Annotated in this window: 24 protein-coding genes; 3 read left to right on the forward strand and 21 right to left on the reverse strand. The window is 61.2% G+C overall.

From position 1 onward, the window contains the following. Position 1 precedes the first annotated feature (1 nt). The 8 genes from AC0ZT5_RS20700 to iolG all read right to left on the reverse strand — a co-directional run bounded on the left by AC0ZT5_RS20700 (position 2) and on the right by iolG (position 8,671). Positions 2 to 1,126 (reverse strand): Gfo/Idh/MocA family protein, encoded by a 1,125-nt coding sequence (locus AC0ZT5_RS20700; RefSeq protein ID WP_488497927.1) that lies wholly within the window; start codon positions 1,124 to 1,126, stop codon positions 2 to 4. A gap of 93 nt (positions 1,127 to 1,219) precedes the next feature. Next, complete coding sequence (locus tag AC0ZT5_RS20705) at positions 1,220 to 2,134, reverse strand: substrate-binding domain-containing protein (RefSeq protein WP_488497928.1); 915 nt, start codon at positions 2,132 to 2,134, stop codon at positions 1,220 to 1,222. 152 nt (positions 2,135 to 2,286) lie between these two features. Further along, positions 2,287 to 3,378 (reverse strand): ABC transporter permease, encoded by a 1,092-nt coding sequence (locus tag AC0ZT5_RS20710; protein ID WP_488497929.1) that lies wholly within the window; start codon positions 3,376 to 3,378, stop codon positions 2,287 to 2,289. Then, positions 3,368 to 4,117 carry an ATP-binding cassette domain-containing protein gene (locus tag AC0ZT5_RS20715; protein WP_477291572.1) on the reverse strand — a complete coding sequence of 250 codons (750 nt, stop codon included), beginning with the start codon at positions 4,115 to 4,117 and terminating at the stop codon, positions 3,368 to 3,370. Before AC0ZT5_RS20715 ends, AC0ZT5_RS20710 begins: the two co-directional genes overlap by 11 nt. A 306-nt stretch (positions 4,118 to 4,423) precedes the next feature. Continuing rightward, complete coding sequence (locus AC0ZT5_RS20720) at positions 4,424 to 5,398, reverse strand: hydroxyacid dehydrogenase (protein WP_488497930.1); 975 nt, start codon at positions 5,396 to 5,398, stop codon at positions 4,424 to 4,426. After that, a complete protein-coding gene (locus tag AC0ZT5_RS20725) occupies positions 5,398 to 6,210 on the reverse strand; it encodes an HpcH/HpaI aldolase family protein (protein ID WP_488497931.1) in 813 nt (270 codons plus the stop codon). The genes AC0ZT5_RS20720 and AC0ZT5_RS20725 overlap by 1 nt, the downstream gene beginning before the upstream one ends. Positions 6,211 to 6,222: 12 nt before the next feature. Next, complete coding sequence (locus AC0ZT5_RS20730) at positions 6,223 to 7,659, reverse strand: NAD-dependent succinate-semialdehyde dehydrogenase (RefSeq protein ID WP_488497932.1); 1,437 nt, start codon at positions 7,657 to 7,659, stop codon at positions 6,223 to 6,225. Further along, positions 7,652 to 8,671, reverse strand: a complete 1,020-nt coding sequence (gene iolG, locus AC0ZT5_RS20735) for an inositol 2-dehydrogenase (RefSeq protein ID WP_488497933.1) — start codon at positions 8,669 to 8,671, stop codon at positions 7,652 to 7,654. Before iolG ends, AC0ZT5_RS20730 begins: the two co-directional genes overlap by 8 nt. Before the next feature lie 108 nt (positions 8,672 to 8,779). Here iolG and iolD point away from each other — a divergent pair, with 108 nt between their 5' ends. The 3 genes from iolD to AC0ZT5_RS20750 all read left to right on the forward strand — a co-directional run bounded on the left by iolD (position 8,780) and on the right by AC0ZT5_RS20750 (position 12,433). Beyond that, positions 8,780 to 10,624 carry a 3D-(3,5/4)-trihydroxycyclohexane-1,2-dione acylhydrolase (decyclizing) gene (iolD, locus tag AC0ZT5_RS20740; protein ID WP_488497934.1) on the forward strand — a complete coding sequence of 615 codons (1,845 nt, stop codon included), beginning with the start codon at positions 8,780 to 8,782 and terminating at the stop codon, positions 10,622 to 10,624. 91 nt (positions 10,625 to 10,715) lie between these two features. After that, on the forward strand, positions 10,716 to 11,621 hold the full coding sequence (gene iolE, locus AC0ZT5_RS20745; protein WP_488497935.1) for a myo-inosose-2 dehydratase: 906 nt from the start codon (positions 10,716 to 10,718) through the stop codon (positions 11,619 to 11,621). After that, on the forward strand, positions 11,618 to 12,433 hold the full coding sequence (locus AC0ZT5_RS20750; protein WP_477291558.1) for an SDR family oxidoreductase: 816 nt from the start codon (positions 11,618 to 11,620) through the stop codon (positions 12,431 to 12,433). Before iolE ends, AC0ZT5_RS20750 begins: the two co-directional genes overlap by 4 nt. Positions 12,434 to 12,505: 72 nt before the next feature. Here the strand turns inward: AC0ZT5_RS20750 and AC0ZT5_RS20755 are convergent, their stop codons facing one another. The 13 genes from AC0ZT5_RS20755 to sdhC form a co-directional block, all read right to left on the reverse strand. After that, entirely contained in the window at positions 12,506 to 13,381 is an 876-nt protein-coding gene (locus AC0ZT5_RS20755) for a MurR/RpiR family transcriptional regulator (RefSeq protein ID WP_488497936.1), read from the reverse strand. Positions 13,382 to 13,816: 435 nt separating this feature from the next. Further along, the gene (locus AC0ZT5_RS20760; RefSeq protein WP_488497937.1) at positions 13,817 to 14,830 is read right to left on the reverse strand and encodes a nicotinate-nucleotide--dimethylbenzimidazole phosphoribosyltransferase; all 1,014 of its coding nucleotides are present in this window, start codon (positions 14,828 to 14,830) and stop codon (positions 13,817 to 13,819) included. A gap of 123 nt (positions 14,831 to 14,953) precedes the next feature. Then, positions 14,954 to 15,469 carry a hypothetical protein gene (locus AC0ZT5_RS20765; protein ID WP_488497938.1) on the reverse strand — a complete coding sequence of 172 codons (516 nt, stop codon included), beginning with the start codon at positions 15,467 to 15,469 and terminating at the stop codon, positions 14,954 to 14,956. Next, positions 15,466 to 16,056 (reverse strand): DUF2135 domain-containing protein, encoded by a 591-nt coding sequence (locus AC0ZT5_RS20770; protein WP_488497939.1) that lies wholly within the window; start codon positions 16,054 to 16,056, stop codon positions 15,466 to 15,468. The genes AC0ZT5_RS20765 and AC0ZT5_RS20770 overlap by 4 nt, the downstream gene beginning before the upstream one ends. Beyond that, entirely contained in the window at positions 16,049 to 16,618 is a 570-nt protein-coding gene (locus tag AC0ZT5_RS20775) for a MotA/TolQ/ExbB proton channel family protein (protein ID WP_488497940.1), read from the reverse strand. Before AC0ZT5_RS20775 ends, AC0ZT5_RS20770 begins: the two co-directional genes overlap by 8 nt. 31 nt (positions 16,619 to 16,649) lie before the next feature. Then, positions 16,650 to 17,027, reverse strand: a complete 378-nt coding sequence (locus AC0ZT5_RS20780; protein WP_488497941.1) for a hypothetical protein — start codon at positions 17,025 to 17,027, stop codon at positions 16,650 to 16,652. Positions 17,028 to 17,281: 254 nt separating this feature from the next. Then, positions 17,282 to 17,986: a DUF1275 family protein gene (locus tag AC0ZT5_RS20785; RefSeq protein WP_488497942.1), complete on the reverse strand. Its 705-nt coding sequence runs from the start codon at positions 17,984 to 17,986 to the stop codon at positions 17,282 to 17,284. Positions 17,987 to 18,137: 151 nt separating this feature from the next. Next, positions 18,138 to 19,772: an NAD-dependent malic enzyme gene (locus tag AC0ZT5_RS20790; RefSeq protein ID WP_488497943.1), complete on the reverse strand. Its 1,635-nt coding sequence runs from the start codon at positions 19,770 to 19,772 to the stop codon at positions 18,138 to 18,140. A 26-nt stretch (positions 19,773 to 19,798) separates the two neighbouring features. Continuing rightward, positions 19,799 to 21,235: a class II fumarate hydratase gene (fumC, locus tag AC0ZT5_RS20795; protein ID WP_488497944.1), complete on the reverse strand. Its 1,437-nt coding sequence runs from the start codon at positions 21,233 to 21,235 to the stop codon at positions 19,799 to 19,801. Between the two features lie 38 nt (positions 21,236 to 21,273). After that, positions 21,274 to 22,053, reverse strand: coding sequence for a succinate dehydrogenase iron-sulfur subunit (locus AC0ZT5_RS20800; RefSeq protein WP_488497945.1), 780 nt, complete (start codon positions 22,051 to 22,053; stop codon positions 21,274 to 21,276). A 110-nt stretch (positions 22,054 to 22,163) separates the two neighbouring features. After that, the gene (sdhA, locus tag AC0ZT5_RS20805) at positions 22,164 to 23,957 is read right to left on the reverse strand and encodes a succinate dehydrogenase flavoprotein subunit (RefSeq protein WP_488497946.1); all 1,794 of its coding nucleotides are present in this window, start codon (positions 23,955 to 23,957) and stop codon (positions 22,164 to 22,166) included. A 9-nt stretch (positions 23,958 to 23,966) separates the two neighbouring features. Then, a complete protein-coding gene (gene sdhD / locus AC0ZT5_RS20810; RefSeq protein ID WP_488497947.1) occupies positions 23,967 to 24,383 on the reverse strand; it encodes a succinate dehydrogenase, hydrophobic membrane anchor protein in 417 nt (138 codons plus the stop codon). Between the two features lie 9 nt (positions 24,384 to 24,392). Beyond that, positions 24,393 to 24,773: a succinate dehydrogenase, cytochrome b556 subunit gene (gene sdhC, locus AC0ZT5_RS20815; protein WP_488497948.1), complete on the reverse strand. Its 381-nt coding sequence runs from the start codon at positions 24,771 to 24,773 to the stop codon at positions 24,393 to 24,395. Between the last annotated feature and the right edge of the window lie 13 nt (positions 24,774 to 24,786).

The raw sequence follows: 24,786 nt of genomic DNA on the forward strand, positions 1-24,786 counted from the left end.
GTTACTCGCTGACGTCGATCCACACTCCGCCGGCGGAGGACCTATGCACGTCCTCAACAAGGGCCTGGATACGCGCGCCGGATTGGAAATTCATCGGTTCCGGCCCCTGTCCGGATATGGCTTTCACGAAGTTCGCAATCTCAATGGCCTTGAGGTCATTGAAACCCAGCTGATGTCCGGGGGCGACACAGAACAGTCCGTACGGGTCATGGTCCGGACCGGCTTCGATACGCCTGAATCCACGACGTCCGGCTTGATCCGCGGCACTGTAGAAGTGCAGTTCGTTAAAACGTTCCTGGGTGAAGACCAGCGCGCCGTTAGTGCCATACACTTCGAAATCGTGCTGCATCTTGCGCCCCGTGGCAATCCAGCTGGCTTCGATTGAGCCCGATGCGCCATTGTCGAATCGAACGAACATCCGGGACAGGTCGTCGACTTGCACATCACGCCTACCACCGGCGCCATCGGGGCGCGCACCGATTACTGTGACGCAATCGCCCAACACCCGTGTTATTGGGCCGACAAGATACTCGGCCGTGGCAAGCGCATGGCTTCCAAGGTCCGCAACCGCACCTCCGCCAACTGGATCGTGGCGGAACGTGAACTGGCTTTCCGGATCCGCCATATAGTCCTCGGCATGGATGCCGCGGTAGCTCCGGATCTCGCCAAGCTCTCCGTTCCGGATCATCTCACGCGCCAAGCGCAGCATCGGGTTGCAAAGATAGTTGAAGCCGACCTGCGTGCGCACCCCAGCCTGTTTGGCCGCTTCAGCCATTTCCCATGCGTCGGTCGCCAGCGGTGCGAGGGGCTTTTCACAGTAGACGTGTTTGCCGGCGGCGATGGCTGCGAGTGCCATTTCCTTGTGAAAGGCATTCGGGGCGGTGATGTCTATCACATCGATTTCGGGATCTGAAATGAGCGTGCGCCAGTCGCCGCTCGACCGGGCAAAGCCTAGCGCTCGCGACGCCTGGGCTGCGATCTCGTCAGAGCGGTCGGCGATTGTATGCAGAACGATCTCAAACGGCAGATCGAAAACACGTTGTGCGGTTGCGAAGCCGAACACGTGGGTCTTGCCCATGAAGCCGGAGCCGATCAGGCCAATGCGCAGCTCAGGTCTGACTGTCATGCTTTCAAGCTCAATAAGGTGCAAGTTCGGAACGGCCCGTCGAGGACCGTCCATGGGAGCGGGAGGCGAGATTTCTCCCGCCTCCTTTCCTGGTTACTTCGCGATGCAGGTGTCGGCCGTCTCCGGCGTGCAGACGTCAAGTCCGGTGTAGGTCGGATCCGTCGGAGCCGGCTTGCCGTCCTTCATGTCCTTGAACGCGAGCATGGTCTTGTAGCCCATTTCGAAGGGACGCTGACCGACCTGGCCGAGGGAATATCCTTCCTTCATCTGTTCAATCTGCGTGGGCAAGGTGTCGGCAACGACCAGCGCCAATTCCTTCTTGGCGATCTTGTCCTTGTACGGCTCGACCGCGGCGCGGTTGGCGTCCGGCACAAATTGCGGGAAGCCGCCGGTCGGCACGAATGCGTCCAGGTTCGGCATCTTCGCCATGAAGTCCTGGAACTGCTGTACCGACAATGGGAAATCGTCGTTGGTATACAGCGGGCAGCCTGGCGCCTCGGTCCAGCCGTTCTGGCCGGTCAAAGGATCGCCCGGCGAGGCGGCTGACTTGGTCCCGGAGAGCGTGTCGCGGATGCCCTGCATGCGCTCGTTGTGGTTTGCCGCGGCCGCGCCACCGGACTGGATGCAGATGGTGCCCCCTTTCGGCTTGATCGTCTGCACGATCTTGGCGAGGTTCACACCGATCTCGTAGTTGTGCGTCCCGACATACGCGGCGCGCAGGTCCTTGTTCTCGGGCAGCACGTCCGCGTCCCAGGTCAACACAGGAATACCTGCTTCCTTGGCAGCTTGCAGCGCGACGGCCATCGCGGCCGCGTTCGCAGGCGCGACGGCGATACCATCGACCTTCTTGGCGACCAGATCCTGCACGATCTGAACCTGCTCCTCACCGCCACCGTGTTCGCCGGGTCCGATGTACATGCACTCGAATGCGCCTTTGGACTCGGCTTCTGCCTTCTTGCAGCCATCACGCGCCTGATCGAAATACGGGTTGTTCATGTTCTTCGGCACAAGCGCGAATACATATTTCTGCTGGGCGTAGGCCTGTCCCGCCATCAGGGCGGATGCTGCTACCGCAGCTGCCAAAAGGTATTTCGTCATTGATATTCCTCCGTTTGTTGTGTCCACCTCAGGATTTTCCGCCGGCCTAGGCCGGCAGAACTCTAGCCGCGCTTGATGATGAAAAAGGACTTCAGCGATCTGCCGGACGTCCCCATGCCAAGAAGCACGGCGAGAATGATGAAGATTCCGACGAAGGCACCCTGCCAGTTGGAATCGATGCCTGCCATCAGCAGCGCGTTGCGGACGACCTCGAGGAAGGCCGATCCGATAACCGCGCCAAACGCGGTGCCGTAGCCACCCATCAGACTGGCGCCACCAATGACGGTGCCGGCGATGACGCGCAACTCGTACCCTGTTCCCACCGCGTTGATCGCTGAGCCGCTGTAACCGAGCAGGAGCAGGGATGCGATCGAGGCGCAAAAGGACGAGAACACGTAGGCTTGGAATTTGATCTTATCGACGGGAACGCCCGTCATGCGCGCCGCGGTCTCATTGCCGCCGATTGCGAAAAGATGGCGCGCCCATGCGGTGAAGATGAACACCCAGCCGAGGGCTAGCGTCATAACCACCATCACCCAGAAGTGGGACGAGAACTGCGGTATCCAGTAAGGAACCCAGCCCTCCGGCGAGTGTATGGGCCACTTTGCCTGGCCGATGGCCTTTACGATCGGCGCGTCGGGTCCAAACTGATAGAGCATCTGGTTGCCTGACAGCACGACAGCCAATGATCGCGCGACCGACAACATGCCGAGTGTGACAACGAAGGACGGCATGCCGATATAGGCGACGAAAAACCCGTTGAACGAGCCGCAGGCGATACCGGCGAGAAGGCCCGCGCTAAAGGCCACGTACCATGAATAGTGAGCGGTCAGGAGCACACCGGCGACGATGGCGACCAGCCCCATGACGGATCCCACCGAGAGGTCGATCCCACCCGTGATCAAAACCACGGTCATGCCGAGCCCCATGATGGCGATTGGCGCGAAATTGCGGGTGATGTTGGTTGCGTTCTCGGCCGTGCCGAAACTCGGCTCCAATATGCTCATGAATACGACAAGGACGAAGAGCGCGACCGATACCCAGAAAGCCTGACTGGTCTTCAGCTTCTGAAATGCGGATTGCTCCACGATACCGACGACGTCGGCAATCGAAGCATGGCCATCTTCCGCAGTTTGGGGTTGACTAGGCTGCACGGATCGCTCCCGTGATTAGTCCGGTGATTTCTTCCGGAGAGGTCTGATCAGTTGGCTTATCGGCAACCTTCGTGCCGCGCCGGAGAACGACGATGCGGTCGCACACGGCAAAAACGTCCGGCATGCGGTGGCTGATCAGGATCACCGCAACACCGCGGGCTTTCATGCGCCTGATCAATTCCAGGACCTCAGCGACCTGGCGTACGGAAATTGCAGCGGTCGGTTCGTCCATCAGCACGAGCTTGGCATTGGACAAACGAGTTCGCGCAATCGCGACAGCCTGGCGCTGACCGCCAGACATTTTCTTTACAAGGTCGCGTGGCCTAGTTTCCGACTTGAGTTCGCCGAACAGCTCCGCAGAACGATCGATCATCGCCTGTTTGTCGAGAATCCGGAAAGGCCATACGCCCTTCTTGAGTTCTCGCCCCAAAAACACGTTCTGGGCGGCGGTCAGATTGTCCGCCAGAGCGAGATCCTGATACACGACCTCGATCCCCTCCGCGCGCGCATCGATCGGCTTGTGGAAGTGGCAGGCCTTGCCGTCGACCCTGATCTCGCCTTCGCTCGGGGGGAAATTTCCGGAAATCAGTTTGACCATCGTTGACTTGCCAGCGCCGTTGTCGCCCATCAGGCCGGCCACTTCACCGGGCTCGATCGAAAAGCTGACGTCTGACAGCGCGCGGATTGCTCCGAAGCTTTTGCCGACGCCCTGCACTTCAAGCAAAGACACGTGGTTCATCCTCCCATGGACCGGCGGCTCTTGGAGTCTCGCCTCGCCTCATTCTGCAACGGAAATTGCGTATGAAGTTCTTGTGCAACAATGTTTATTGCAGAGATTCTTAATTTGCAACAACTATTTTCTATATCCATTAACTAACTGTTTTTGATAAGATATTTCTTTTGTGCCGCTTTGGGGGAAATCAAAATCGGACGATTGCCGGAGATCCCAGCATCCCCTGTTGCAACGTTTCTTGTTACTCCGGAATGGGAAGGCTTTGGGAGCGGCTACGGCATTTGTTCAGCTGCCAAGATTATCAATGGCTGTTCAACGACGCGCTTTGGCCTCCAGCTCTTTGCCGTTGACGACGAGCGCTGGGTTGATCCTGCTCTCGAAGAAATCGAGCACGTTGCGCACCGCCGACACGGCCATCCGTTCACCGCATTCGGCGGTGAGGCCGGCAATATGGGGCGACAGGATCACCTGATCGCAGGACAGGAGCGGATTGTCGGCAGCGGGTGGTTCCTCATCGAACACATCCAGGCCAGCGGCCGCCACCTTGCCGGACTCAAGGGCTGCGAGAAGTGCCCTTTCGTCGACTACGCCGCCGCGCGCGGTGTTCACGAGCCAGGCTCCCGGCTTCATAAGAGAGAACTCGCGCTCGCCGATCACAGGAGCGTCACCCTTGGGTGCATGCACGGAAATCGCATCCGCCCATTGAAGGGCCGACGCCAGATCGGAGACGGCTTTAGCAGGGCCATCCGGCCATCCAATTTTCTCGAGATACGGATCGTAGGCGGCGATTTCCATGGAAAAGGCAGCCGCCATCTTCGCGAGATGCCGGCCGATGCGGCCGTATCCAAGAATCAGCAGACGCTTGCCGGCCAGTTCCGAAGCTTCCAGCCTGTTTCGCCAATTCCAGGCGCCCTCGCGAACCGATCGGTCCCCGCGCACCGAATGCTTGGCGCAGGCAAGGAGCATCATAATGGCGTGCTCTGCGACAGATATGGAATTGACGTCTCCGACGACAGCGAGCGTGATGCCGCGCTTGTTGAGGGACGGCAAATCGACAGAGTCGTAGCCAACACCATGACGGGACACGATCCGGAGCCTGCGCGCCATGTCGACGGTCGAGGCCGAGAGAGGCTGTGTGCGGATCACCAGCCCATCGGCCTTGTCGATCAGCGGCGCATAACTTGGCTCGGAGACTTCCTCCACGTAATCGTAGGTGATGCCTGCGGCCTGCTCGAGCAAGGAAATTCCAGCCGGATGGAGCTTCCCGGCAATCAGAACATGCGGCATCAATACCCTCCCTTGGAACCGGCGTTGACGCTTGATCCGCCCGTGAGTTCCCTGAACATATTGACGTTCGCTTCCGCCGCACCGGCCAGCATGCGTACGTCATTGGAGACGGTGGTCATGTTGTAGCCCCACCCGATCGCGCGCGCCGCGTAGGCCGGAGTTCCGCAGTGCAATGCCGCGGCTATGCCGGTTTTTTTGCAGGCCGCCACGATGCGCTGGATGGCCTCGATCATCTCCGGCTCTTCGCGGTCGAAGGCAGGCGGCAGCCGGCCTTGGGTCATGCCGAGGGTCAGATCGGCCGGGCCAACGTAGATCCCGTCAAGCCCCGGGGTCGAGGCGATCGCGTCGAGGTTGTCCATCGCCTCGGCGGTTTCAACCATGGCAAAAGCAAGTATCTCGGCATTCGCTTCCGAAGCATAATTGGCACCGGCCGCGAAATTCGCACGTGTCGGGCCGAAGCTTCGGCTGCCCAGCGGCGGATAGCGCAGGCAGCTGACAAACTCGGCCGCCTGTTCGGCTGTATTCACCATCGGACAGATGACGCCATAAGCACCCGCATCGAGCACTTTCATGATGATGCCCGGCTCCAGCCAAGGCACCCTGACGAGTGGCACCGTGGCGGAGGCCCGCATCGCCTGCAGCATTGGCAACAGGCCGTTGTAGTCGAGCACTCCATGCTGGAGATCGACGCCGATGCTGTCGTAGCCTTGCGCCGCCATGATCTCGGCGGTGAAACTGTTGCCGATTGAAAGCCAGCCGTTGATGGTCGGCTTCCCTTCGGCCCAGAGCTGTTTGAGCCTATTCTTGATCATGCGACGACCCCTTTAGAATACAACCTGAGCCAGCTTGGTATCGAGGTAGTCCCGGATACCTTCGGCGCCGCCCTCCCGGCCCATGCCGGAATGGTTGGTGCCGCCAAACGGCGCCTCGGAAGCCGCGAGCGCAAAGCTGTTGATGCCGACCATCCCGGCCTTGAGCGTCGCGACAACTCTGCGAGCGCGCCCCGCATCCCGGGTGAAGGCATAGGCTGAAAGTCCCATCTTCGAGGCGTTTGCCCGACCCAGGACCTCCTCTTCGGACGAGAAACGGCTGATAGCTGCCACCGGACCAAAATTCTCCTCGGCAAACACGGTCATGTCCTCAGCAACATCGGTAAGAACCGTCGGCTCGAAGAAATGGCCGGAATTGAAGGCTGGCGAGCGCCGGCCGCCCGCGGCAATCCTGGCGCCGGCCTTTTCGGCGTCGGCGACGATTTTTTCGATTTCGTCGAGCCTCCTGGCATTGATCAGTGGGCCCATCTGCACCGTCGGGTCGAGACCATCGCCCAGCTTCAGGGCCTTGGCCCGCGCAACGAAACCATCGACGAAAGCATCATGGACCCTTTCGTGAATGAAGAAGCGGTCCGGGGTGACGCAGACCTGCCCAGCATTGGCGTATTTCGTGGGCACGGACACGTTGAGCGCGCTTTCGATGTCCGCGTCGTCGAAGACGATGAGGGGTGCGTTACCGCCTAGCTCCATCGACACCTTCTTCACCGTATCGGCTGCGTCGCGCAGCATTTGCTGCCCGACCCGTGTAGACCCGGTCAGCGACACCTTGCGCACAAGCGCCGATGCCATCAGCGGCACGTAGGTCGTGGCCGTCGACCCGACGAGAAGGCCGACCGTGCCGGGGGGCAGCCTGCCCGCGCGCAGGCAGTCGATCATCACCATCGCGACGCCTGGCGTCTGGCTTGAAGGCCGAAGGATGGCCGAACACCCGGCGGCGAGCGCTGGAGCGATCTTGCGGGCGACGAGCGCTGCCGGAAAATTCCATGCCGTAAAGGCCGCCACGACGCCGATCGGCTCGTGCAGCACTTCGAGGCGACCTCCGGGGACACGGCTCTCGATGATGCGGCCGTAAATGCGTCGAGCCTCTTCGGCATACCAGCGGAACTGATCCGTCGCCAGCACCCACTCGCGTCCGGATTGCGCGATGGGCTTGCCAGTCTCCAACGTAATTATCCGAGCGGCTTCGTCCTGCCGCCGGCCCATTTCGTCGGCGATGGCGTGAAGTGCATCCGCGCGCTCGAACGCGCTCTTTGCCCGCCAGGCGCCAAGGCCACGTTCGGCCGCCACCAAGGCAGCCTGCGCATCTTCCAGCGTCGCCGTCGGCGCTTCGCCAAGTGAACGTTCGGTGACGGGACTGTCTACCGTCGCCGTGCCTCCGTCGGAAGCGGCGCGCCATTCACCGTCGATGAAAAGTCCGTATTTGTCATACATTGCCGGCACCGATCTCGCTGGTGTTGACCACGCGACGCTCAGCGACAGATTTCATCGCGGCCTCGGCGAGAACCAGTGCAAGGCGTCCATCCTCGAAGACGACCGACGGCTGGCGTCCGTTTTCGATTGCGTCGACGAAGTCGTCGATTTCAGCGTTGAATGCTTCCCTGTAACGCTCGATGAAGAAATGAAGGTAGGGCTGCGCCCGATCGGTCAGCCCATCGGCATAGATACGCGCCTCATGCGCGCGGCGGTTCTCGGAAATTGCCATGCCGGCAGATCCGAAAGCCTCGACGCGCTGATCGTATCCATAGACTGCCCGTCGTGAGTTGTTGATGATGCACTGCTTGCCGCTGGCGGTGCTCAAAACCACGGTCACCGTATCCCAGTCATTCGTCTCGGTCATCAGGTCGGGGTCGACCAGCCGGCTGCCGGTCGCAAAGACCTCAACGGGCTCTTCACCGAGCATGAAGCGAGCCATGTCAAAATCGTGGATTGTCATGTCGCGAAATATGCCGCCGGAGACGCGTATGTAGGCAGCTGGCGCCATGCCAGGATCCCGCGACGTGATGATCACCTGGTGAAGCTCGCCGAGCTCCCCACCTTCGATTGCAGCTCTCACCGCGGCATGCCCAGGGTCGAAGCGGCGGACGAAGCCAATCATGATAGGCAGTTTGCTTCCACGGATATTGGCCGCGCAGCGATCGACGCGCTTCAGGTCGAGATCGATAGGCTTCTCGCACAACACCGGCTTTCCGGCGGCAACTGCCCGCTCGATGTAGTCGACATGGGTATCGGTCGCCGTGGCGATCAAGACGGCGTCCACATCGCTCGTATCAAACATGGCGTTGGCCGAGTCCAACGCGGGAACCGCGAGCAAAGCTGCCACTTCGTCGGCCGCGGCGCGATTGACGTCGTAGACCGCAGCGAGTTTCGTTCGTGGATGAGCAGCGATGTTGGCGGCATGCATGCGCCCGATGCGCCCGCAACCGAGCACGCCAATTTTCAGCATTGAATTCCTCCGCAACAATATTTTTGCAATGATCGTTGCAAAGAGGTTGATTTGTCAATGGCTATTCCGTAAAAGTCTGGACAACGGAAATTCGCCAGGGAGGAAGCGATGACGAAGACCATTCGTCTGACCATGACGCAGGCGCTTGTGCGCTATTTGAGCAATCAATTCACCGTCGTCGACGGCAGCAAGGTTCCGCTGTTTGCGGGCGTGTTCGCCATTTTCGGTCACGGCAACGTCACCTGCCTGTCCGAGGCCCTGGAGGCCGCGCAGGACGTCCTTCCCACATGGCGCGGCCAGAATGAGCAGTCCATGGCACTGGCTGCTATAGGGTTCGCGAAGGCGAAGCGCCGGCGCCAGATTATGGTCGCCGCCACCTCTATCGGCCCGGGCGCTCTGAACATGGTAACCGCTGCGGGCGTCGCCCATTCAAATCGGCTTCCAGTGCTGATGATTGCGGGCGACACCTTTGTCAGCCGCCGGCCAGATCCGGTGATGCAGCAGGTCGAGCACTTCAGCGATCCCACAATCAACGTCAACGACGCATTCAAGGCGGTGACCCGCTACTGGGACCGTATCGTCCATCCCGAACAGATCATCTCCTCGCTGCCCCAGGCGGTCGCGGTTCTGCTTGATCCGGCCGACTGCGGGCCGGCCTTCATCGCCCTCCCCCAAGATGTGCAGGAAATCGCGTGGGATTATCCCGAGTCCTTCTTCGAACCCACGGTCCATGCGATTCCGCGCCCCCGGCCGGATCGCGCGCGCCTCGAAGAGGCGGTGCGTCTTCTCAAGACCGCCAAGCGTCCACTGATCATTTCGGGCGGCGGCGTGCGTTACTCCGGTGCGGAGGCCGCTCTTGCAAAATTCGCCGAAGCGCGCGGTATTCCGCTTGCTGAAACCATCGCCGGTAAGGGTACCGTGACGCACGACCATCCTGCCCATGCAGGGCCTATCGGCATCGTCGGCTCGACATCGGCGAACGCGCTTGCGGGTGAAGCCGATGTGATCCTGGCCGTCGGCACGCGGCTCATGGACTTCACGACGGGATCGTGGAGCGCATTCAGCCCCGACGCCAAGTTCGTCTCAATCAACGCCGCACGCTGGGATGCCACAAAGCACCGGGCTCTTGCCGTGGTCGGCGATGCATTGGAAACCATCAACGAGGTCGAGGCCGCGCTTGGTGACTGGAAGGTTGACAGCCGTTGGACCGAAAAGGGCAAGGTCGAGTTTGCCAAGTGGAACACTGCGCTCGACGGTTTCCAGAAGCCCACGAATGACCCGGTTCCGACCTACGCGCAGGTCGTTGGCGTGGTCAACGCGAAGGCCGGCGAGCGGGATCTGCTGATCACCGCGGCAGGCGGGCTGCCCGGGGAAGTCATGAAGAACTGGCGTGTGAAAGAGCCGAACACGTTCGACTGCGAGTTCGGATTTTCCTGCATGGGCTATGAGATCGCCGCCGGATGGGGTGCGGCGATGGCGGATCCGAGCCGCACGCCGATCGTGATGATCGGCGACGGCACCTACATGATGATGAATTCCGACATCTACTCATCGGTTCTCGCCGGCCACAAGATGATCCTGATCGTCTGTGACAATGGCGGCTATGCGGTGATCAACCGGCTCCAGAACGCCAAGGGCGGCGCGTCCTTCAACAACATGATCAAAGATTGCCGGGTCAACGAGCCGTTTTCGGTCGACTTCGCCAAGCACGCCGAGGCCATGGGCGCCCTGACGCGGCGGGTCGAGAGCCTTGCGGATCTCGGCCAGGCTGTGGAGTGGGCCAAAGGGACGGATCGCACCACGGTCATCACCATCGTCTCCGATGGCTACACCTGGACACCCGGCGACGCGTGGTGGGACGTTGGCGTGCCGCAGGTCAGCGAGCGCGCCGAGGTGCGCGCCGCGCACAAAGCCCAGGAGGACGGCCGCAAGAAACAGCGCGTCGGCGTTTAACGCTGCTGCCCCGCACGGGGCATTGCAGCCGGCGGCGCGGGGTGGCCTCCTTGCCCGGCGTCGCCGGAGCCAATCCAACTCGGAGCAAGAGATGAAAGCGAGACTCGGGATCGCACCGATTGCGTGGTGGAACGACGACCTTCCTGAACTCAGTGACGACGTGTCCCTGGAGGAATGTTTGTCACAAGCGCGCAGCGCGGGATTCACCGGCATGGAAACGGGCCGGCGCTTTCCGATGGATGCCGAGATCCTCATTCCGATCCTGCAGAAGCAGGGCATGAGCGTATGTGGAGGCTGGTTCTCAGGCCTGCTGCTCGACGGCGACCTTGAAACCGAAAAAGAGAGGATTGGCCAACAGCTGCGGCTGTTCAAGGCAGTGGGCGCGCCATGCATCGTCTACGGGGAGACGGCGGGATCGATCCAAGGTGACCGTCTTGCGCCGCTTGCTTCCAAGCGACGTCTTACCGAAGACGAGGTCAAAGCCTACGGACGCAAGCTAACAGCTTTCGCGGAATGGTGCGCCGGAGAAGGGATGCCCATTTCCTATCACCACCACATGGCGGCGCCCATCGAGACGGAAGCCGAGGTGGATCTCCTCATGAGGCACTCGGGCGAGGCGCTGCCCCTGCTCTTCGATGCCGGCCACATGGCTTTCGCCGGCGGCGACGTACTGCGTGTCATCGACCGTCACCACGCGCGGATCTCACACGTTCACACCAAGGACATCCGGCAAGACGTCGTCGATGCCCTCGACCGGTCGCGGGAAAGCTTCCTGAACGCCGTGATCAAGGGTGCCTTCACGGTGCCCGGCGACGGTTCACTCGACTTCGAGGCGATCGTCCGGCGACTCGCCTCGCATGGTTACGAGGGTTGGTTCGTCGTTGAGGCGGAACAAGACCCGATCAAGAACCCGCCGCTGCGGATGGCGATGACTGGTCACAAGGAATTGCTGCGCGTGATGGCTGCGGCTGGCTACACAGTGGAGGACAAGGCATGAACCGAATGGATGGTAAGATCTGCGTCGTTACCGGATCGACGCAGGGACTGGGCGCTGCTATCGCTCGCCAGCTGGCGCAAGCCGGAGCGGCGGGCCTTGTCACACTTGGCCGCAACGAAACCAAGGGCCGCGCGGTGGCCGCCGACGTTTCACACGCCACGGGCGTGCCTGTGCACTATGTCAACGCCGATCTTGGAAATGTCGAGGATTGCCGCCGCGTGATCGCGGAAGCGGAGCGCGTTTTCGGTAGGATCGACGTGCTGGTCAACGCCGGTGCCCGAACGGACCGGGGCACGATCCTCGACACGTCGCCAGAATTGTTCGACGCCCTGTTCGCCGTGAATGTGCGCGGACCTTACTTCCTCATGCAGGAAACCATACGGCACATGATCCGCAATGGCATCGAGGGTGCGATCTGCAACATCGGCTCGATCTCACAGCAGGCCGGCCAGCCGTTTATCAACGTCTACTGTGCCACCAAGGCGGCACTGGCGACGCTGACCCGCAACACGGCGTTTTCGGTCATGAAGAACCGCATCCGCGTCAATCAGCTGGATATCGGCTGGATGGCGTCCGATCATGAGCGGGAATTGCAGGCGAGCGAGAAAGGCGATCCTGACTGGGAAGCCAAAGCCGTTGCAAACCTGCCGTTCGGACGCCTGATCGACCCCCGCGAAGCTGCTCGGGCGGTAAACTTTCTCGTTTCGGACGATGCCGGGCTGATGACGGGTGCTGTTGTGGATTACGACCAGACCGTGCTTGGAGCCGCACCAGGCCCCATGGCCGTTCCTGAGAAGGCGATGGCGCTCTGAAGCCATGAACCGCCGAAGCGGAGACGGAGAAAAACCAATTGTCTTGAAGAACCGCGCAAAGCGCCGAGGCAGCTACTGAGTTGTGACCGTGGGAATACGAGGATTGAGCGGATCTTTTTGAAGGCGCGCCGCCAAGCCTAAGGTGACGGCTTGCGCGAGGCACATCGGAGCGGCAAGCGAGCGCGAGAACGTATATTCGTGCTCGGGCACCGCGAATAACACCCGCGCGCTCTTCGCAAGAGGCGAAAGAGTGCTGTCTGATATTGCCACGATAGGCACGCCGCGCTGAGCCGCCTCTTCCACCACGTTCACGACCTCGTTGGCGTAGAACCGGAAAGACACGGCGAACAACACGTCGGTCGTCCGCATCGCCCGCGCCATATGGGTCGCCAATCCGCCACCGGCATCCAGCAGGACGCAACGTTTACCCAGCATCGTCAAAATGTAGCGGAGAAGCTCGACCACCGGCGCCGAGCGCAGTTGGCCGAGGAGGTAGATGACGTCCGCCTCTTCGAGCAGGTCTACCGCTTCGCTCAGACGATCCGGATGGATTCCACTCAGGAGGTCCTGAAGGGAGGCGATGTCTCGCACGACGAGATCTTGCATGAAGCCATATTCGCTTTTGTCGATCCGCCCACCAAGCTCCGTTTCCAGTGCCTTCACACGAGCCTCAAAACCGGGGGCGGCGGTCGACAGTCGCTTCTGGAACAGAGACTGAAGCTCTTTGAAGCCCTCGTAACCGAGCGCCTGCGCAAAGCGCACGAAGCTCGATGCGTGGACCCCGCTGCTATCCCCGATCGAATTCACGGACCTGACTGCGACGTCGTTTGGGTTCTGCGTGAGATAGAGAGCGATCTTCTGGTACGATTTGCTCATTTCGTCATATCTATCGTGGATGAGCCGGATTAGTTCTTCGTAGTCTCTCGGCGCTTTAGCGGTCGGTTTCATGTCTCAATCTTTCGCAATATTCATTGCACCATGACGTATTGGCGTTGATTCCGCTAGCTAAATCCGTCGCAACATTGCAGCGGGGCCGAGAAACTTCGAGCGCGGAGGTATGCAGCAATAGCCGATGTTAGCCGCGAGGCTTATTCGGTTGAATGCTGCAACCAAGATCGGAGCGGTACCGTCTCCAACCCCACCGGAACGTGTGCAGGCGGCGGAGAGGCTTCAATATGGCGCTTGTAGTGGCTGCCCTTGCGAGACATCTCCAACTGCGCATCGAGGTGCGGCGAGACGCATGCTGCGAACCGCGAGAGGGCACGGCAGATTGGTTCGCTGACCACGTCGGCTGTTCGTGCAGCCGCGACCTCCAGGGCCGGAGACGTCTTCTTTTTGAGCGTCTGCAAAATTGAACACTACGACCGAGATGCGTGCGCAAAGTCATGCGGGCAGCGCCGCGAGCATCCCTGAATGGATGAGTGCAACCGCCTTGACCATGCTGGCGGCGAGTGCGGCGCCCGTGCCCTCCCCCTCGCCAATCCCCAGATCGAAGAGTGGTGTCAGGCCGATCTTCTTCGCGAGCTGACGATGGCCGGGCTCGGTCGCGGAGACATAAGCCAACAGGCAGTGGTCGAGAGCCGTCGGATTGGCGCGATAGAGCACCGCCGCGGCCGCTGTTGCCGCAAAGCCCTCAAGGACGACGGCGACCTGTGTCCGCGCCGCTATGATTGTGCCGGCAATCGCCGCGAATTCGCGTCCGCCCAAGCGGCGCAGAACTTCGAGCGGATCCTCGAGATGGCCGGCGTGCAAGGCGAGCCCATCATCGACGATCTTCGCCTTCCGGCCGATCATCGTAGCATCGGCCCCTGAGCCAGCGCCAACCCAGTCGACACCACTGCCGCCGAAGAGCGCGGCCGATACCGCCGCGGCGGCAGTCGAGCAGCCGACGCCGACACTCGCCAGTGCCATAAGATCGACGCCGTCGCTGACCGCCTCTATGCCGTATGCCATGGTCGCAGCGCAGCCTCCCTCATCCAGCGCGGCGTCTGTGGTGAAATCGGCGGTCGGCAGGTCGAGCGCGAGGTCGTACAGGTTCAGCCCGAGGTCGTGGGGTGCACAGACCTGGTTGACTCCCGCGCCGCCGGCCGCCGCAAGCTCGACGAAGCGCCGAGTGGCGCCCATCGGACGCGGTGAGACCCCATGTCGCGCGATCCCGTGATTGCCGGCGAAGATCGCCACGACCGGGCGCTGAACAGTCGGCAGCCGACCCGTCGAAGCGGCTAGCCAAGCGGCAATCTTTTCGATGCGGCCAAGCGAATTTTCGGGCTTGCCCATGCGTCCGAAATCGTCGCGAACGCGTGCAGCCGCGTGCTCATCCAGCGGTGGCAGCCGCTCTATGAGCGCACGATAATCGTCGAAGGGCAGGCCGGTATCAATCGACGAAAGAATTGCCATGTCCAGGTTCTCGGTGAGAAATTCACTGTCAGCGCTCGCCTTTCGGCATCACTTTCGCGACGTTGCAGCAACGGCGTTCACACGGTGAGAGAAGGGCGAGCTTTTGTGAGACGGCATGCTCAGTTAGTGAGTCCCATCGGCCGTGGGGACGGGCTGCGTATACGCGAGCGGGCGCTCACCGTTCTGATAGTCCTTTACCGGCAGGGCCGGTTGCGGCCGTGCGTAGAACATCGGCTCGCGGGTATCGAGACCGGCGTCGGCGGCCTGCATCTTCATCTCTACCCCAGTACCGTCGGCTTCCGCTTTGCCCATCGCATCTTGCAGTTGTTGCGCGGCTTGCTGGCTCCATGGCAGCACATAGAAGCGCGGCTCGGTCGAGCCGGCCGTAGTGAGCCATACGTAGATGGCTTCGTTCTCAACCGGGACGGCGCCCACGACCTGGGCTTTTGCCATGTCCCGCCATTCGAAAGTAAGCGGCTTGGGGCGGCCGAGAAGCTCGCTGGCACCAACATAGACGATGGCGATCAGCGCCAGGAAGATGCCGACCGAGAGGGTGCGGCGAGCAATGCCTGCCTGCGGCAGGATGATGAAGATGAACGCGCCCAGCAGCAGGGCGAAGATGACAGGAGCGATCATCATTGGGTGGCCGCCACGCGTAGAGGTTTGAACAGACTGTTGATGCTGCCTGGCACCAGTTGGCCAGTCGAATCGAGCCGGAATCTCAAGGCGGTAAGCTCCTGGTTGGGCTTGCGCAATTGGATCGTCGTTGTGGCGAGCGGCGCAGACGACTTGGTAGAATCGGGCTTTACGCTGACGGTGACCTTCACCGGGATGGGATATGTAACGTTGACGCCGCGATACATGTGAACATTGACGATGTATTCACCCGCGGGAGCTCCTCGCGAATAGGCGACCTCATGGTTGGAGTCGGTCATGTCCTGTGCCATCCCCAGATCATCGCGCAGCAGATCGAACACCTTGCCGCTCTTGTTGGAGTAGCCGACCGGCACATCGCCGGGCGCCTGGACCCACAGGTCGACATCGGCGTCGAGCATGTCCGGCCATTGCGTCTCGACGGTGACGTTCCCGGGCGCCGTGACGCCATCGGTCTCGCTCGCCTTGGCCGGCGGGTTCATCACCGTCATCATGAGCGTGGTCATGAGGACAAAGCCGCCGAGCATCAAGAGAGCGGTGTCGAGCCAGACGGTGAGAGTTTCCTCATCCATCGAAGTTACCGAGCAGGCGAAGATTGATCTTGAGCCACAGGTTCGTGGCTATACCGAGCAGTGTCGCATAGAGCGCGACATACATGCCGTCGATCACCGACCCGATCATCGAACGGATCGCATTGGGGTCGGCCGTGCCGCCGGCGCGCGCCGCAGAGAAGGCGACGATGAGCCCAACCACGGTTCCGAGCAGCCCGATCCGCACCACATGGGTGGCCAGCCAATCGACGTCGCGCCAGCGCCGAAAGAAGACGCACAGAATGCCCAGGGCGCCAATGGCTGCGATCAGCCAGCAGAGAAACGCGTTATTGCCGGCGAAGGGTTTGCCGGCAATGCCGACGGCCCATAGCCCCACGATACCAGCCGCGCCGACCGCCTGAAGCACGATGAACCGCGACAGAAAAGCCTTTGGAGCGCCGTGGTCGGAGTGCGTGTCCGGCAGCCTGCGGACAACGGCCTGTGTTCCAAGGTCAGCTGCCTGTTCTAGCCGCAGCTTCTGGGCAATCGGACTGGGCCACGCCATCTGCCGCGGTGCGCTTTCGCGGGAATAGATATCAACCATCTTGCCGTTCCTTCCTTCACGATCCATGCGATCAGGCGCCGCGCTCGCCCTTGGCGCCGACCCGCTTCAATTCTTCCCAGCCTTCGCCGATGGCGACGAGGCAGCTTGAGCCGTTAGGCTGGCTGACCAGGATCGTCCAGGTCTCGCCATCGTCGCTGGTCAGCACTTCGACGACTGAGCCGTTCTTGGCCAGGCCGAGGGCAACGGGCGCTTCCTTGAATCGGCTGGAAAGTTGCTTCAGGATTTCTGGTCGCGAGCCGCACGGGGGCAACCCGCCCGCCGGGGCTGCTGGCGATTCCGCCGCCACGGGCATGGTGGAGATGGCGATAAGCGAGACTGCCGCGCTCATCGCTTTGATGCGCGTCAACGCAAAACGTGTTTTGATCCGTAAGGGAGCTTCATTGGACATCGGGATTCTCCGAATTCGGGGCGAAGGCTGACCTCTCAGCCGTCGCTGCGGTTGAATTCAGTGCAATACGCCGACCTTTTCCTGAGTTTGGCTAAAACTGGCCAGCAATGGTCCTGAGGCCATCTTGCTGCTCCGAGTTCATACGAATAGGCCAATATGTAGTATGGTCGTCAGGGTCGGCGTCCATTCCTCTACGTTACATAGTCGAGGGGAAATATGCTTGTACGGTGCTGCTAAGTCGGGGCCGATCGTGCTCAAAGAGTCGGCCGCGCGACGTTGACTAGTAGCGCAGCGAGGCTGAGCAAGACCGAGAGCAGCAGGGCAGGCAGGCCGATTTGCCATTCGAGAACACAGCCCGCCCCGCAACCGATGAGAAACCCGACGATCGGCGGGAAGGTTGCTGCGACTTTTTCGTGCGCGGCCCCGCGACTTGTTGCGGGACCTGCAACGCTCTCAATAGCGGCTACCGTGAATCGCGTGATGTTGGTGGTCAGGACCGCCGTCGAGGGAGCACCGGGTATCGAGATCTGAACCAGGACGTTCTGGACCGCCATAGCCGCTACGCCGCACATGCCCGCAAGTGTAGCCCACGGCGCTTCGGTGTCAAAGCTGTGGCCAAGCGGGAGACAGAGAAGGAAGAAGCCGAGCAGCAGGGCGAACTGGAGTATCAGGAGCGCACAGTCGACCGCCCCCTGTCCGTATCGGTCGAGCGCGAGACCCATCAGCCGGGCCAGGCCGAGCACCACCACGAACACGGGTACGGAGATCATCTCCGCGATTCCCGCCCTGCCCTGTGCAACCAGATGGCTGGCGAGGATGACAATGTTGCCAGTGATGTGCGCGGTGAACAGGCCGTTGAGGCCAAGAAAGCCGATGGCATCCGTCGAGCCCGCAGTCGCGCTCAGCAGCAGCAAAGCCAGGGTTCGACCGCGCTCCGACTGATGGTTGGCTAAGGTCATTGCCCGCCTTGAGAGCTAGAGCCTAGAGCGGCGAGCGCTCAAACGGGATCGCCTTCGCCGCTCTATCTTTTGTTTGGGCATCGGACTCATCCGAGAAACCTCTTCGCACTTTCGGTCCGATGCTTGCTACGCCAAGAGACAGACCTTCGCCTCACACTGGGTAGACCGGGCGGTAGACCCTCGAGCGGATCAGCGCGCCGACATCGTCCGGCTGCGGTACCCCCGCCAGCCCCTGTTCGAAGATGCGAGCCGCAACCCGCTCGGCCACATGCAGCGAGGCGCTGAAAATCCGCCCGCGCGGAGGGTAAATCAGCCCTGCCGCGAGGTTCTCCTCGCTGACCTGCTCGGCGATGGCCTGCGCGGCGGTGAGGAACATGTCCTCCGTGACGCGCTTGGCCTCGGTGGCGAAGATCGCCATAGCCATCGCAGGGAAGATGTAGACGTTGTTGCCCTGGTTCGGGACGAGTTTCCGGCCGTCGAGCTCGACCGGGGGAAAAGGGCTGCCGCTGGCAAAGATGGCGCGACCGTCCGACCAGCGATAGACTTCTTCCGCCGTGGCTTCGGAGCGCGAGGTCGGATTGGAGTAGGGAAAGATGATCGGCCGTGGATTGAACTCCGCCATGCTTTCGATCACCTCACGGGTGAACAGCTTCGGCACGCCGCTGACCCCGATGATGCCGGTGGGCCTCAAGGTCCTGACCGCCTCGAGGAATGTCGAGATCGGCGACCGGTCCTGCACGAATGGGCGCTGAAAGTCAGCAACATCGTTGCGCGACGTGACGAGCAGACCATTGAGATCGAAGAGAGCGTTGCGACGCCTTGCTTCATCTATGTCCATCCCGGCTCCAGCCATGGCCTGACTGATCAGCTCCGCAATCCCGGTCGCCGCAGAGCCTGCACCGAGAAACAGGAACCGCTGATCGGTGATCTTCTGTTTTGTGATGCGCAAGGAGGCCAGAATTCCAGCGAGCGCGACCCCCGCGGTGCCCTGAATGTCGTCATTGAACGTGCAGATCTCGTTCCGGTAGCGCTGGAGGATGGGGACGGCATTGATGTTCCCAAAGTCTTCCCATTGAATGCAGCATTTCGGGTACAGCTGCTGTACCGCTACGACAAATTCCTCGACGAACGCCATGTATTCGTCACCGCGAACGCGGCCCTGCCGCAGTCCCAGGTAGAGTGGGTCGTCGAGTAGAGCCTGGTTGTTCGTGCCGACGTCGAGGACGACGGGCAGGCAGCTTTGCGGCGGCACGCCGGCGCAGGCCGTGCACAGAGAGAGTTTCCCAATTGGAATGCCCATGCCGCCGGCGCCGAGATCCCCTAACCCGAGGATGCGCTCGCCGTCGGTCACGACAAGGAAGCGCACGTCCTTGTCGGGCCAGTTGGAAAGCAACTCCTTCACGCGGCCGCGCGCGCTTATCGGCAGATAGATGCCGCGCGGCTGGCGGAAAATATGGCCGAATTTCTGGCACGCCTCGCCTACCGTGGGAGTATACACAATCGGCATATAGGCCGCCGGATCCGACATCAGGACGGCGTAATAGAGCGTCTCGTTACGCGCCTGCAGGTCCGAGAGCACAAGATATTTCTGCAGATCGTCATTGAGGCTGGAGATCTCGTCGTGGCGGCGCGCCACCTGCAGCTCGGTCGATAGCACGGCGGGCGGCAGCAGACCTTCGAGCCCCAAGGCGTGGCGCTCCGACTCCGTGAACGAGGTGCCTTTGTTCAGACGCGGATTGCGCAGCAGATCGTAGCCTGTGAGGCGCTCCGGCGCTGGTGCATTCATCGTTTTGCTCCATTTGCTTGCGGTTGTCAGATACTGTTGAGGGCCGAAACGCTCCCGTCGACTTCATTGGCCACGTAGGGCCTGACCATCTTTGCCGGATCGATCACGCGCTCAAACGTCGCCTCGTCGACATGGCCGAGATGCAGCGCAGCCTCCTTCAGAGTCAGATCGTGCTCCAATGCGTAGTGCGCGATCGCCGAGGCCTTGTCATAGCCGATCACCGGCGCGAGCGCGGTCACCAGCATCAGCGAGCGGCGTACATATTCGGCAATCTGCTTGCGGTTGGGCTGTGTGCCCTCGACGAGAAACTTTCGAAAGTTCGTGCACCCGTCACTGAGCAGCGTAATCGACTGAGCGATGCCAGCTATTATCAGCGGCTTGTAGACATTCATCTCAAGATAGCCGCTGGCGCCGCCGAAACCGACCGCCACGTCGTTAGCCATGACCTGCACGGCGATCATGGTCAGCGCCTCGGCCTGCGTCGGATTGACCTTGCCCGGCATGATCGACGAGCCGGGTTCGTTCTGCGGGATCAGCAGCTCGGCGAAGCCAGCCCGTGGGCCGCACGAGAGCAGCCGGATATCGTTGCCGATCTTGTAAAGCGACACCGCCAGGGTTCTCAGTGTTCCCGACAATTGGACCAGAGCGTCATGTGCGCCTTGAACCGCGAACTTGTTCGGTGCGGTTACGAAGGGCAGCTTCGTCAGCTTGGCTATCTCCGTAGCCGCCGCTTCGGCGAAGCCGGGCGCGGCGTTGATGCCGGTACCAACCGCCGTACCGCCGAGGGCAAGCCTGTAAATGCCCGGTAGCGCTGCCTCGATCCGCTCCAGGTCATCGGCCAGCATCGCGGCATAACCCGACCATTCCTGGCCCAGGGTGAGCGGCGTCGCATCCTGCATGTGGGTGCGCCCGATCTTCACGATGTCGTCCCATTCAGCTGCTTTGGCGGCAATTGCGTCGCGCAGCGCGGCAATGGCGGGAACCAACCGCTCCTTGACATTGACAGCCGCGGCTATGTGCATCGCCGAGGGGAACGTGTCGTTCGACGATTGCGACATGTTGACGTGGTCGTTGGGATGAACCGGTTGCTTGCTGCCGAGCTCCGTGCCGGCCATCTGGCAGCAGCGGTTCGAGACGACTTCATTGACGTTCATATTGAACTGAGTGCCGCTACCAGTCATCCACACATGGAGCGGAAACATCTCGTCGTGTTCGCCCGCAAGGATTTCGTCGCAGACGCGGATGATCAACTCGCAAACCTGATCATTCAACCGCTGGCCAGCGTGGTTTGCAACGGCGGCGGACCGCTTTATGATCGCGTAGGCAGCTATCATCTCTCGCGGGATCAGGTCCTGCCCGATGCTGAAGTGCATCAATGAGCGCTGGGTCTGGGCGCCCCAGAGCTTGTCAGCCGGCACATCGATGTGGCCGAAGCTGTCGGCTTCCGTACGAACTCGTGTCATGTTGGTCTCGCCTATTGCTGAGCCATGTTCGAGGATGCTTACGCGCGCTCGCTCATCATCCGCTTAGTGTTGCCGATCGCCCGCGCCGGGTTCAGCCCCTTCGGGCACGTCCTGGTGCAATTCATGATCGTGTGGCAGCGATAGAGGCGGAAGGGATCTTCAAGTCGATCAAGTCGCTCTCCGGTGTGCTGATCACGACTGTCTGCAAGCCAGCGATAGGACTGCAACAGGATCGAGGGGCCGAGATACTTGTCCTGGTTCCACCAGTAGCTCGGGCAGGAAGTGGAGCAGCAGAAGCAGAGGATGCACTCCCACAGTCCATCGAGCTTGGCACGATCTTCCGGGGATTGCGGTCGTTCGCGATCCGGTGCCGGCTGGTCGGATTGCAGCCACGGCTCGATCAGCTCGTACTGCGCATAGAGGCCGGTCAAGTCCGCAACGAGATCCTTCAAGACCGGTAGATGCGGCAGTGGCGTGATACGGCTCGCCCCCTTCTTCAGGCTATCGATCGACGTGAGACAGGCCAGCGTGTTGTGCCCGTCGATGTTCATCGCACAGGAGCCGCACACGCCTTCGCGGCAAGAACGCCGAAAGGACAGTGATGGATCGATCTGATCATTGATCTTGAAGAGCGCATCGAGAACCATCGGTCCGCAATGTTCGAGGTCTATGTCGTATGTATCTGTGGTCGGATTGGCGTTATTTTCCTGAGCCCAACGATAGATATGAAAGCTCTTGACCTGGGCGCTCTTTGTCGGCGACGGCCAGTGTTTTCCTTTGCCGACTTTTGAATTCGCGGGAAGCGTAAATTCGGACATTTTGATAATGCTCCTTGTTTGGGCGCGAGATGCGATGGACGCGGACCGGGGGCCGGGACACCCTCCCGATCGAGGTCCGGCAGCCCTGGAGAAAATTTGGTGACCGACGCCTAGTGGGTGCGCTCTGCCGGCGGAAAACTTTCCACTTCGCTGGAGAGCGTATCCAGCCGCACCGGCCGGTAGGCGAAGTTGACGTCCCAGTCCTCATTCTTCCAGGCAACGGTATGCTTGAGCCAGTTTACGTCGTCTCGTTTTTGATAGTCCTCGCGCGCATGAGCACCTCGAGATTCGGTGCGCGCGTTCGCCGAGTGAGCGATCACCACGGCTTGATCTGCCAGGTTGGCCAATTCCAGTGCCGAAACCAATCCGACGTTCCACGTCAGGGAAGGATCGTCGACGGTCACGCGGTCTAGCGGATCGCGCAGGGCGATCAGCTTGGTAAGCCCTTCCTTCAAAGTGTCGCCGCGCCTGAATACGCCGAAGCCCGTTTGCATCACCTCCTGCATGAGCGGTCGGATCTCACCCGGCTTGTTCCCGCCCTTGCTATGGCGCGTTCGGTCAAAGCGCGCCAATGCCGCCTCCTGCGAAGGGCCGTCTGCTTCGCGCACGCGCGATCCGGGCTTGATCACCTCCGCAGCGCGCTGCGCTGCGGCCCGACCAAAGACGATCAGATCGAGCAGGCTGTTGGTGCCAAGGCGGTTGCCGCCATGTACCGAGACGCAAGCGGCTTCGCCAATCGCCATCAAACCCGGGACGACTTCCTCGGAGTTATCCTTGGTCGGACTCACGACCTCGGCCCTAATGTTCGTGGGAATGCCGCCCATGACGTAATGCACGGTCGGAATAACCGGGATCGGTTCCTTGTGCGCGTCGACGCCGGCGAAGGTGCGCGCCGACTGGACGATTCCTGGCAGCCGCTGATCGAGGACGTCCGCAGGCAGGTGCTCGAGATGCAGGTGGATGTGATCCTTCTTCTCGCCGACGCCGCGGCCCTCGCGGATCTCGACGGCTTCTGCCCGGCTGACCACATCTCGTGAAGACAGATCCTTCTCGCGCGGCGCATATTTGGGCATAAATCGCTCGCCGTCGCTATTGGTCAGATACCCGCCTTCGCCGCGCGCGCCCTCTGTGATCAGAACGCCCGCGCCATAGACACCGGTTGGATGGAACTGGATGAACTCCATATCCTGCAACGGCAGCCCGGCGCGCAGCGCCATGGCACTGCCGTCGCCCGTGCAGGTGTGCGCCGAAGTGCAGGACTGATACACACGTCCACATCCGCCCGTGGCGATGACCGTCATGTTGGCGCGGAAACGGTGGATCGAGCCATCCTCCAGGCACCAGGCAAGCAGGCCACGACAGACACCGTCCTCGTCCATGATCAGGTCGAGGGCGAAGTATTCGACGAAGAACCGCGCTTTGTGCTTCAGACACTGCTGGTAGAGAGTGTGCAGGATAGCATGGCCGGTGCGATCCGCTGCGGCGCAGGCCCGATAGGCCATGTCGCCCTTTGTGTACTCGGTTGTATGCCCGCCGAACCGCCGTTGGTAGATCTTGCCAGCGTCGGTCCGGCTGAACGGCACGCCCAAATGCTCGAGCTCGACAACCGCGTCGATCGCCTCTCGGCACATATATGCGATCGCGTCCTGGTCACCGAGCCAATCAGAGCCTCTCACCGTGTCGAACATATGCCAACGCCAATCGTCGTTCTCGATATTGCCGAGAGCAGCGCTGATTCCGCCTTGCGCCGCGACCGTGTGGCTACGCGTAGGAAAGACCTTGGTAATACAGGCAGTGTTCAGTCCGGCCGCGACCATCCCGAGTGTTGCTCGCAATCCGGCGCCGCCGGCACCAAGAACGATGACGTCGAAGGAATGATCGATGATGTCGTAAGCATTGGGCATGCCGTACTCCTAGTGGGTGAGAAAGAGCTTGAGGATGGCGAGAACACTCGCAGTTGCGAGAATTACCGCTGCCGCCCGGATGAACAGCTCTGCTGCAAGCCGCCGGGCCCGCGTGTGTACATAGTCAAGAAGCACCGAACGGATACCGATCAGCGCGTGGGTGATTGCGGCAAATACGAAAAGGATGACGAGCAATGCCGGCACGGGTGACGCAAGCCAGGCGGCTGCAGTCGTTCGGTCGGACGTCGCGAGCCAAAGAACTGACGCGGCGAAATACAGACCGAGGGGAATTAGCGCTAGCGCCGTCAAACGCTGCAAGCGCCATTCCTGCAGCCCGTCACGCGCGCTGCCAAGCTGGTTCACGCGCCGGAGCACTGTCGCATCGCGCAGTGCGGTTGAATCCGCTGAAGACGAAGACTTTGTCATCGAGCCCTCCTAGGCCAGAACCACGTAGAGCCAGGTGATGAGGGTCAGGACAACTGTCGCTGCCAAGACCCCGTAGCCGCTGCGGTAAGCGCTGCGGAGTTCAAAGCCGTAGCCGGCATCCCAGGCTAGGTGACGAACGCCGTTGCACAAATGGTAGAAGAAGGCGAGCGACCAGCCAAACAACAACAACAATCCGACTGGAGAAGCGATGAAGGCATGGGTCCGGGCGAAGGATTCGCCCCCGGCCGCCACGCTGACGAGCCACCAGGCGAGTAGAATTGATCCCACTGCCAGAGCGATTCCAGTAAGCCGGTGCAGGATCGACAGTGCCGAAGTGATCTGGAAGCGGTACCAGATCGGAAACATGAAAGGCGATAGCGGACGTTCCATGGTGTGTCCCTTG

It is taken from the genome of Mesorhizobium sp. CNPSo 4670 (assembly GCF_057784235.1).

Coding starts and splice junctions, on each gene's coding strand:
- AC0ZT5_RS20700 (WP_488497927.1), bottom strand. CDS start 1,126: ATGACAGTCAGACCTGAGCTGCGCATTGGCCTGATCGGCTCCGGCTTC.
- AC0ZT5_RS20715 (WP_477291572.1), bottom strand. CDS start 4,117: ATGAACCACGTGTCTTTGCTTGAAGTGCAGGGCGTCGGCAAAAGCTTC.
- AC0ZT5_RS20720 (WP_488497930.1), bottom strand. CDS start 5,398: ATGCCGCATGTTCTGATTGCCGGGAAGCTCCATCCGGCTGGAATTTCC.
- AC0ZT5_RS20725 (WP_488497931.1), bottom strand. CDS start 6,210: ATGATCAAGAATAGGCTCAAACAGCTCTGGGCCGAAGGGAAGCCGACC.
- AC0ZT5_RS20730 (WP_488497932.1), bottom strand. CDS start 7,659: ATGTATGACAAATACGGACTTTTCATCGACGGTGAATGGCGCGCCGCT.
- iolG (WP_488497933.1), bottom strand. CDS start 8,671: ATGCTGAAAATTGGCGTGCTCGGTTGCGGGCGCATCGGGCGCATGCAT.
- iolD (WP_488497934.1), top strand. CDS start 8,780: ATGACGAAGACCATTCGTCTGACCATGACGCAGGCGCTTGTGCGCTAT.
- iolE (WP_488497935.1), top strand. CDS start 10,716: ATGAAAGCGAGACTCGGGATCGCACCGATTGCGTGGTGGAACGACGAC.
- AC0ZT5_RS20750 (WP_477291558.1), top strand. CDS start 11,618: ATGAACCGAATGGATGGTAAGATCTGCGTCGTTACCGGATCGACGCAG.
- AC0ZT5_RS20755 (WP_488497936.1), bottom strand. CDS start 13,381: ATGAAACCGACCGCTAAAGCGCCGAGAGACTACGAAGAACTAATCCGG.
- AC0ZT5_RS20760 (WP_488497937.1), bottom strand. CDS start 14,830: ATGGCAATTCTTTCGTCGATTGATACCGGCCTGCCCTTCGACGATTAT.
- AC0ZT5_RS20765 (WP_488497938.1), bottom strand. CDS start 15,469: ATGATGATCGCTCCTGTCATCTTCGCCCTGCTGCTGGGCGCGTTCATC.
- AC0ZT5_RS20770 (WP_488497939.1), bottom strand. CDS start 16,056: ATGGATGAGGAAACTCTCACCGTCTGGCTCGACACCGCTCTCTTGATG.
- AC0ZT5_RS20775 (WP_488497940.1), bottom strand. CDS start 16,618: ATGGTTGATATCTATTCCCGCGAAAGCGCACCGCGGCAGATGGCGTGG.
- AC0ZT5_RS20780 (WP_488497941.1), bottom strand. CDS start 17,027: ATGTCCAATGAAGCTCCCTTACGGATCAAAACACGTTTTGCGTTGACG.
- AC0ZT5_RS20785 (WP_488497942.1), bottom strand. CDS start 17,986: ATGACCTTAGCCAACCATCAGTCGGAGCGCGGTCGAACCCTGGCTTTG.
- AC0ZT5_RS20790 (WP_488497943.1), bottom strand. CDS start 19,772: ATGAATGCACCAGCGCCGGAGCGCCTCACAGGCTACGATCTGCTGCGC.
- fumC (WP_488497944.1), bottom strand. CDS start 21,235: ATGACACGAGTTCGTACGGAAGCCGACAGCTTCGGCCACATCGATGTG.
- AC0ZT5_RS20800 (WP_488497945.1), bottom strand. CDS start 22,053: ATGTCCGAATTTACGCTTCCCGCGAATTCAAAAGTCGGCAAAGGAAAA.
- sdhA (WP_488497946.1), bottom strand. CDS start 23,957: ATGCCCAATGCTTACGACATCATCGATCATTCCTTCGACGTCATCGTT.
- sdhD (WP_488497947.1), bottom strand. CDS start 24,383: ATGACAAAGTCTTCGTCTTCAGCGGATTCAACCGCACTGCGCGATGCG.
- sdhC (WP_488497948.1), bottom strand. CDS start 24,773: ATGGAACGTCCGCTATCGCCTTTCATGTTTCCGATCTGGTACCGCTTC.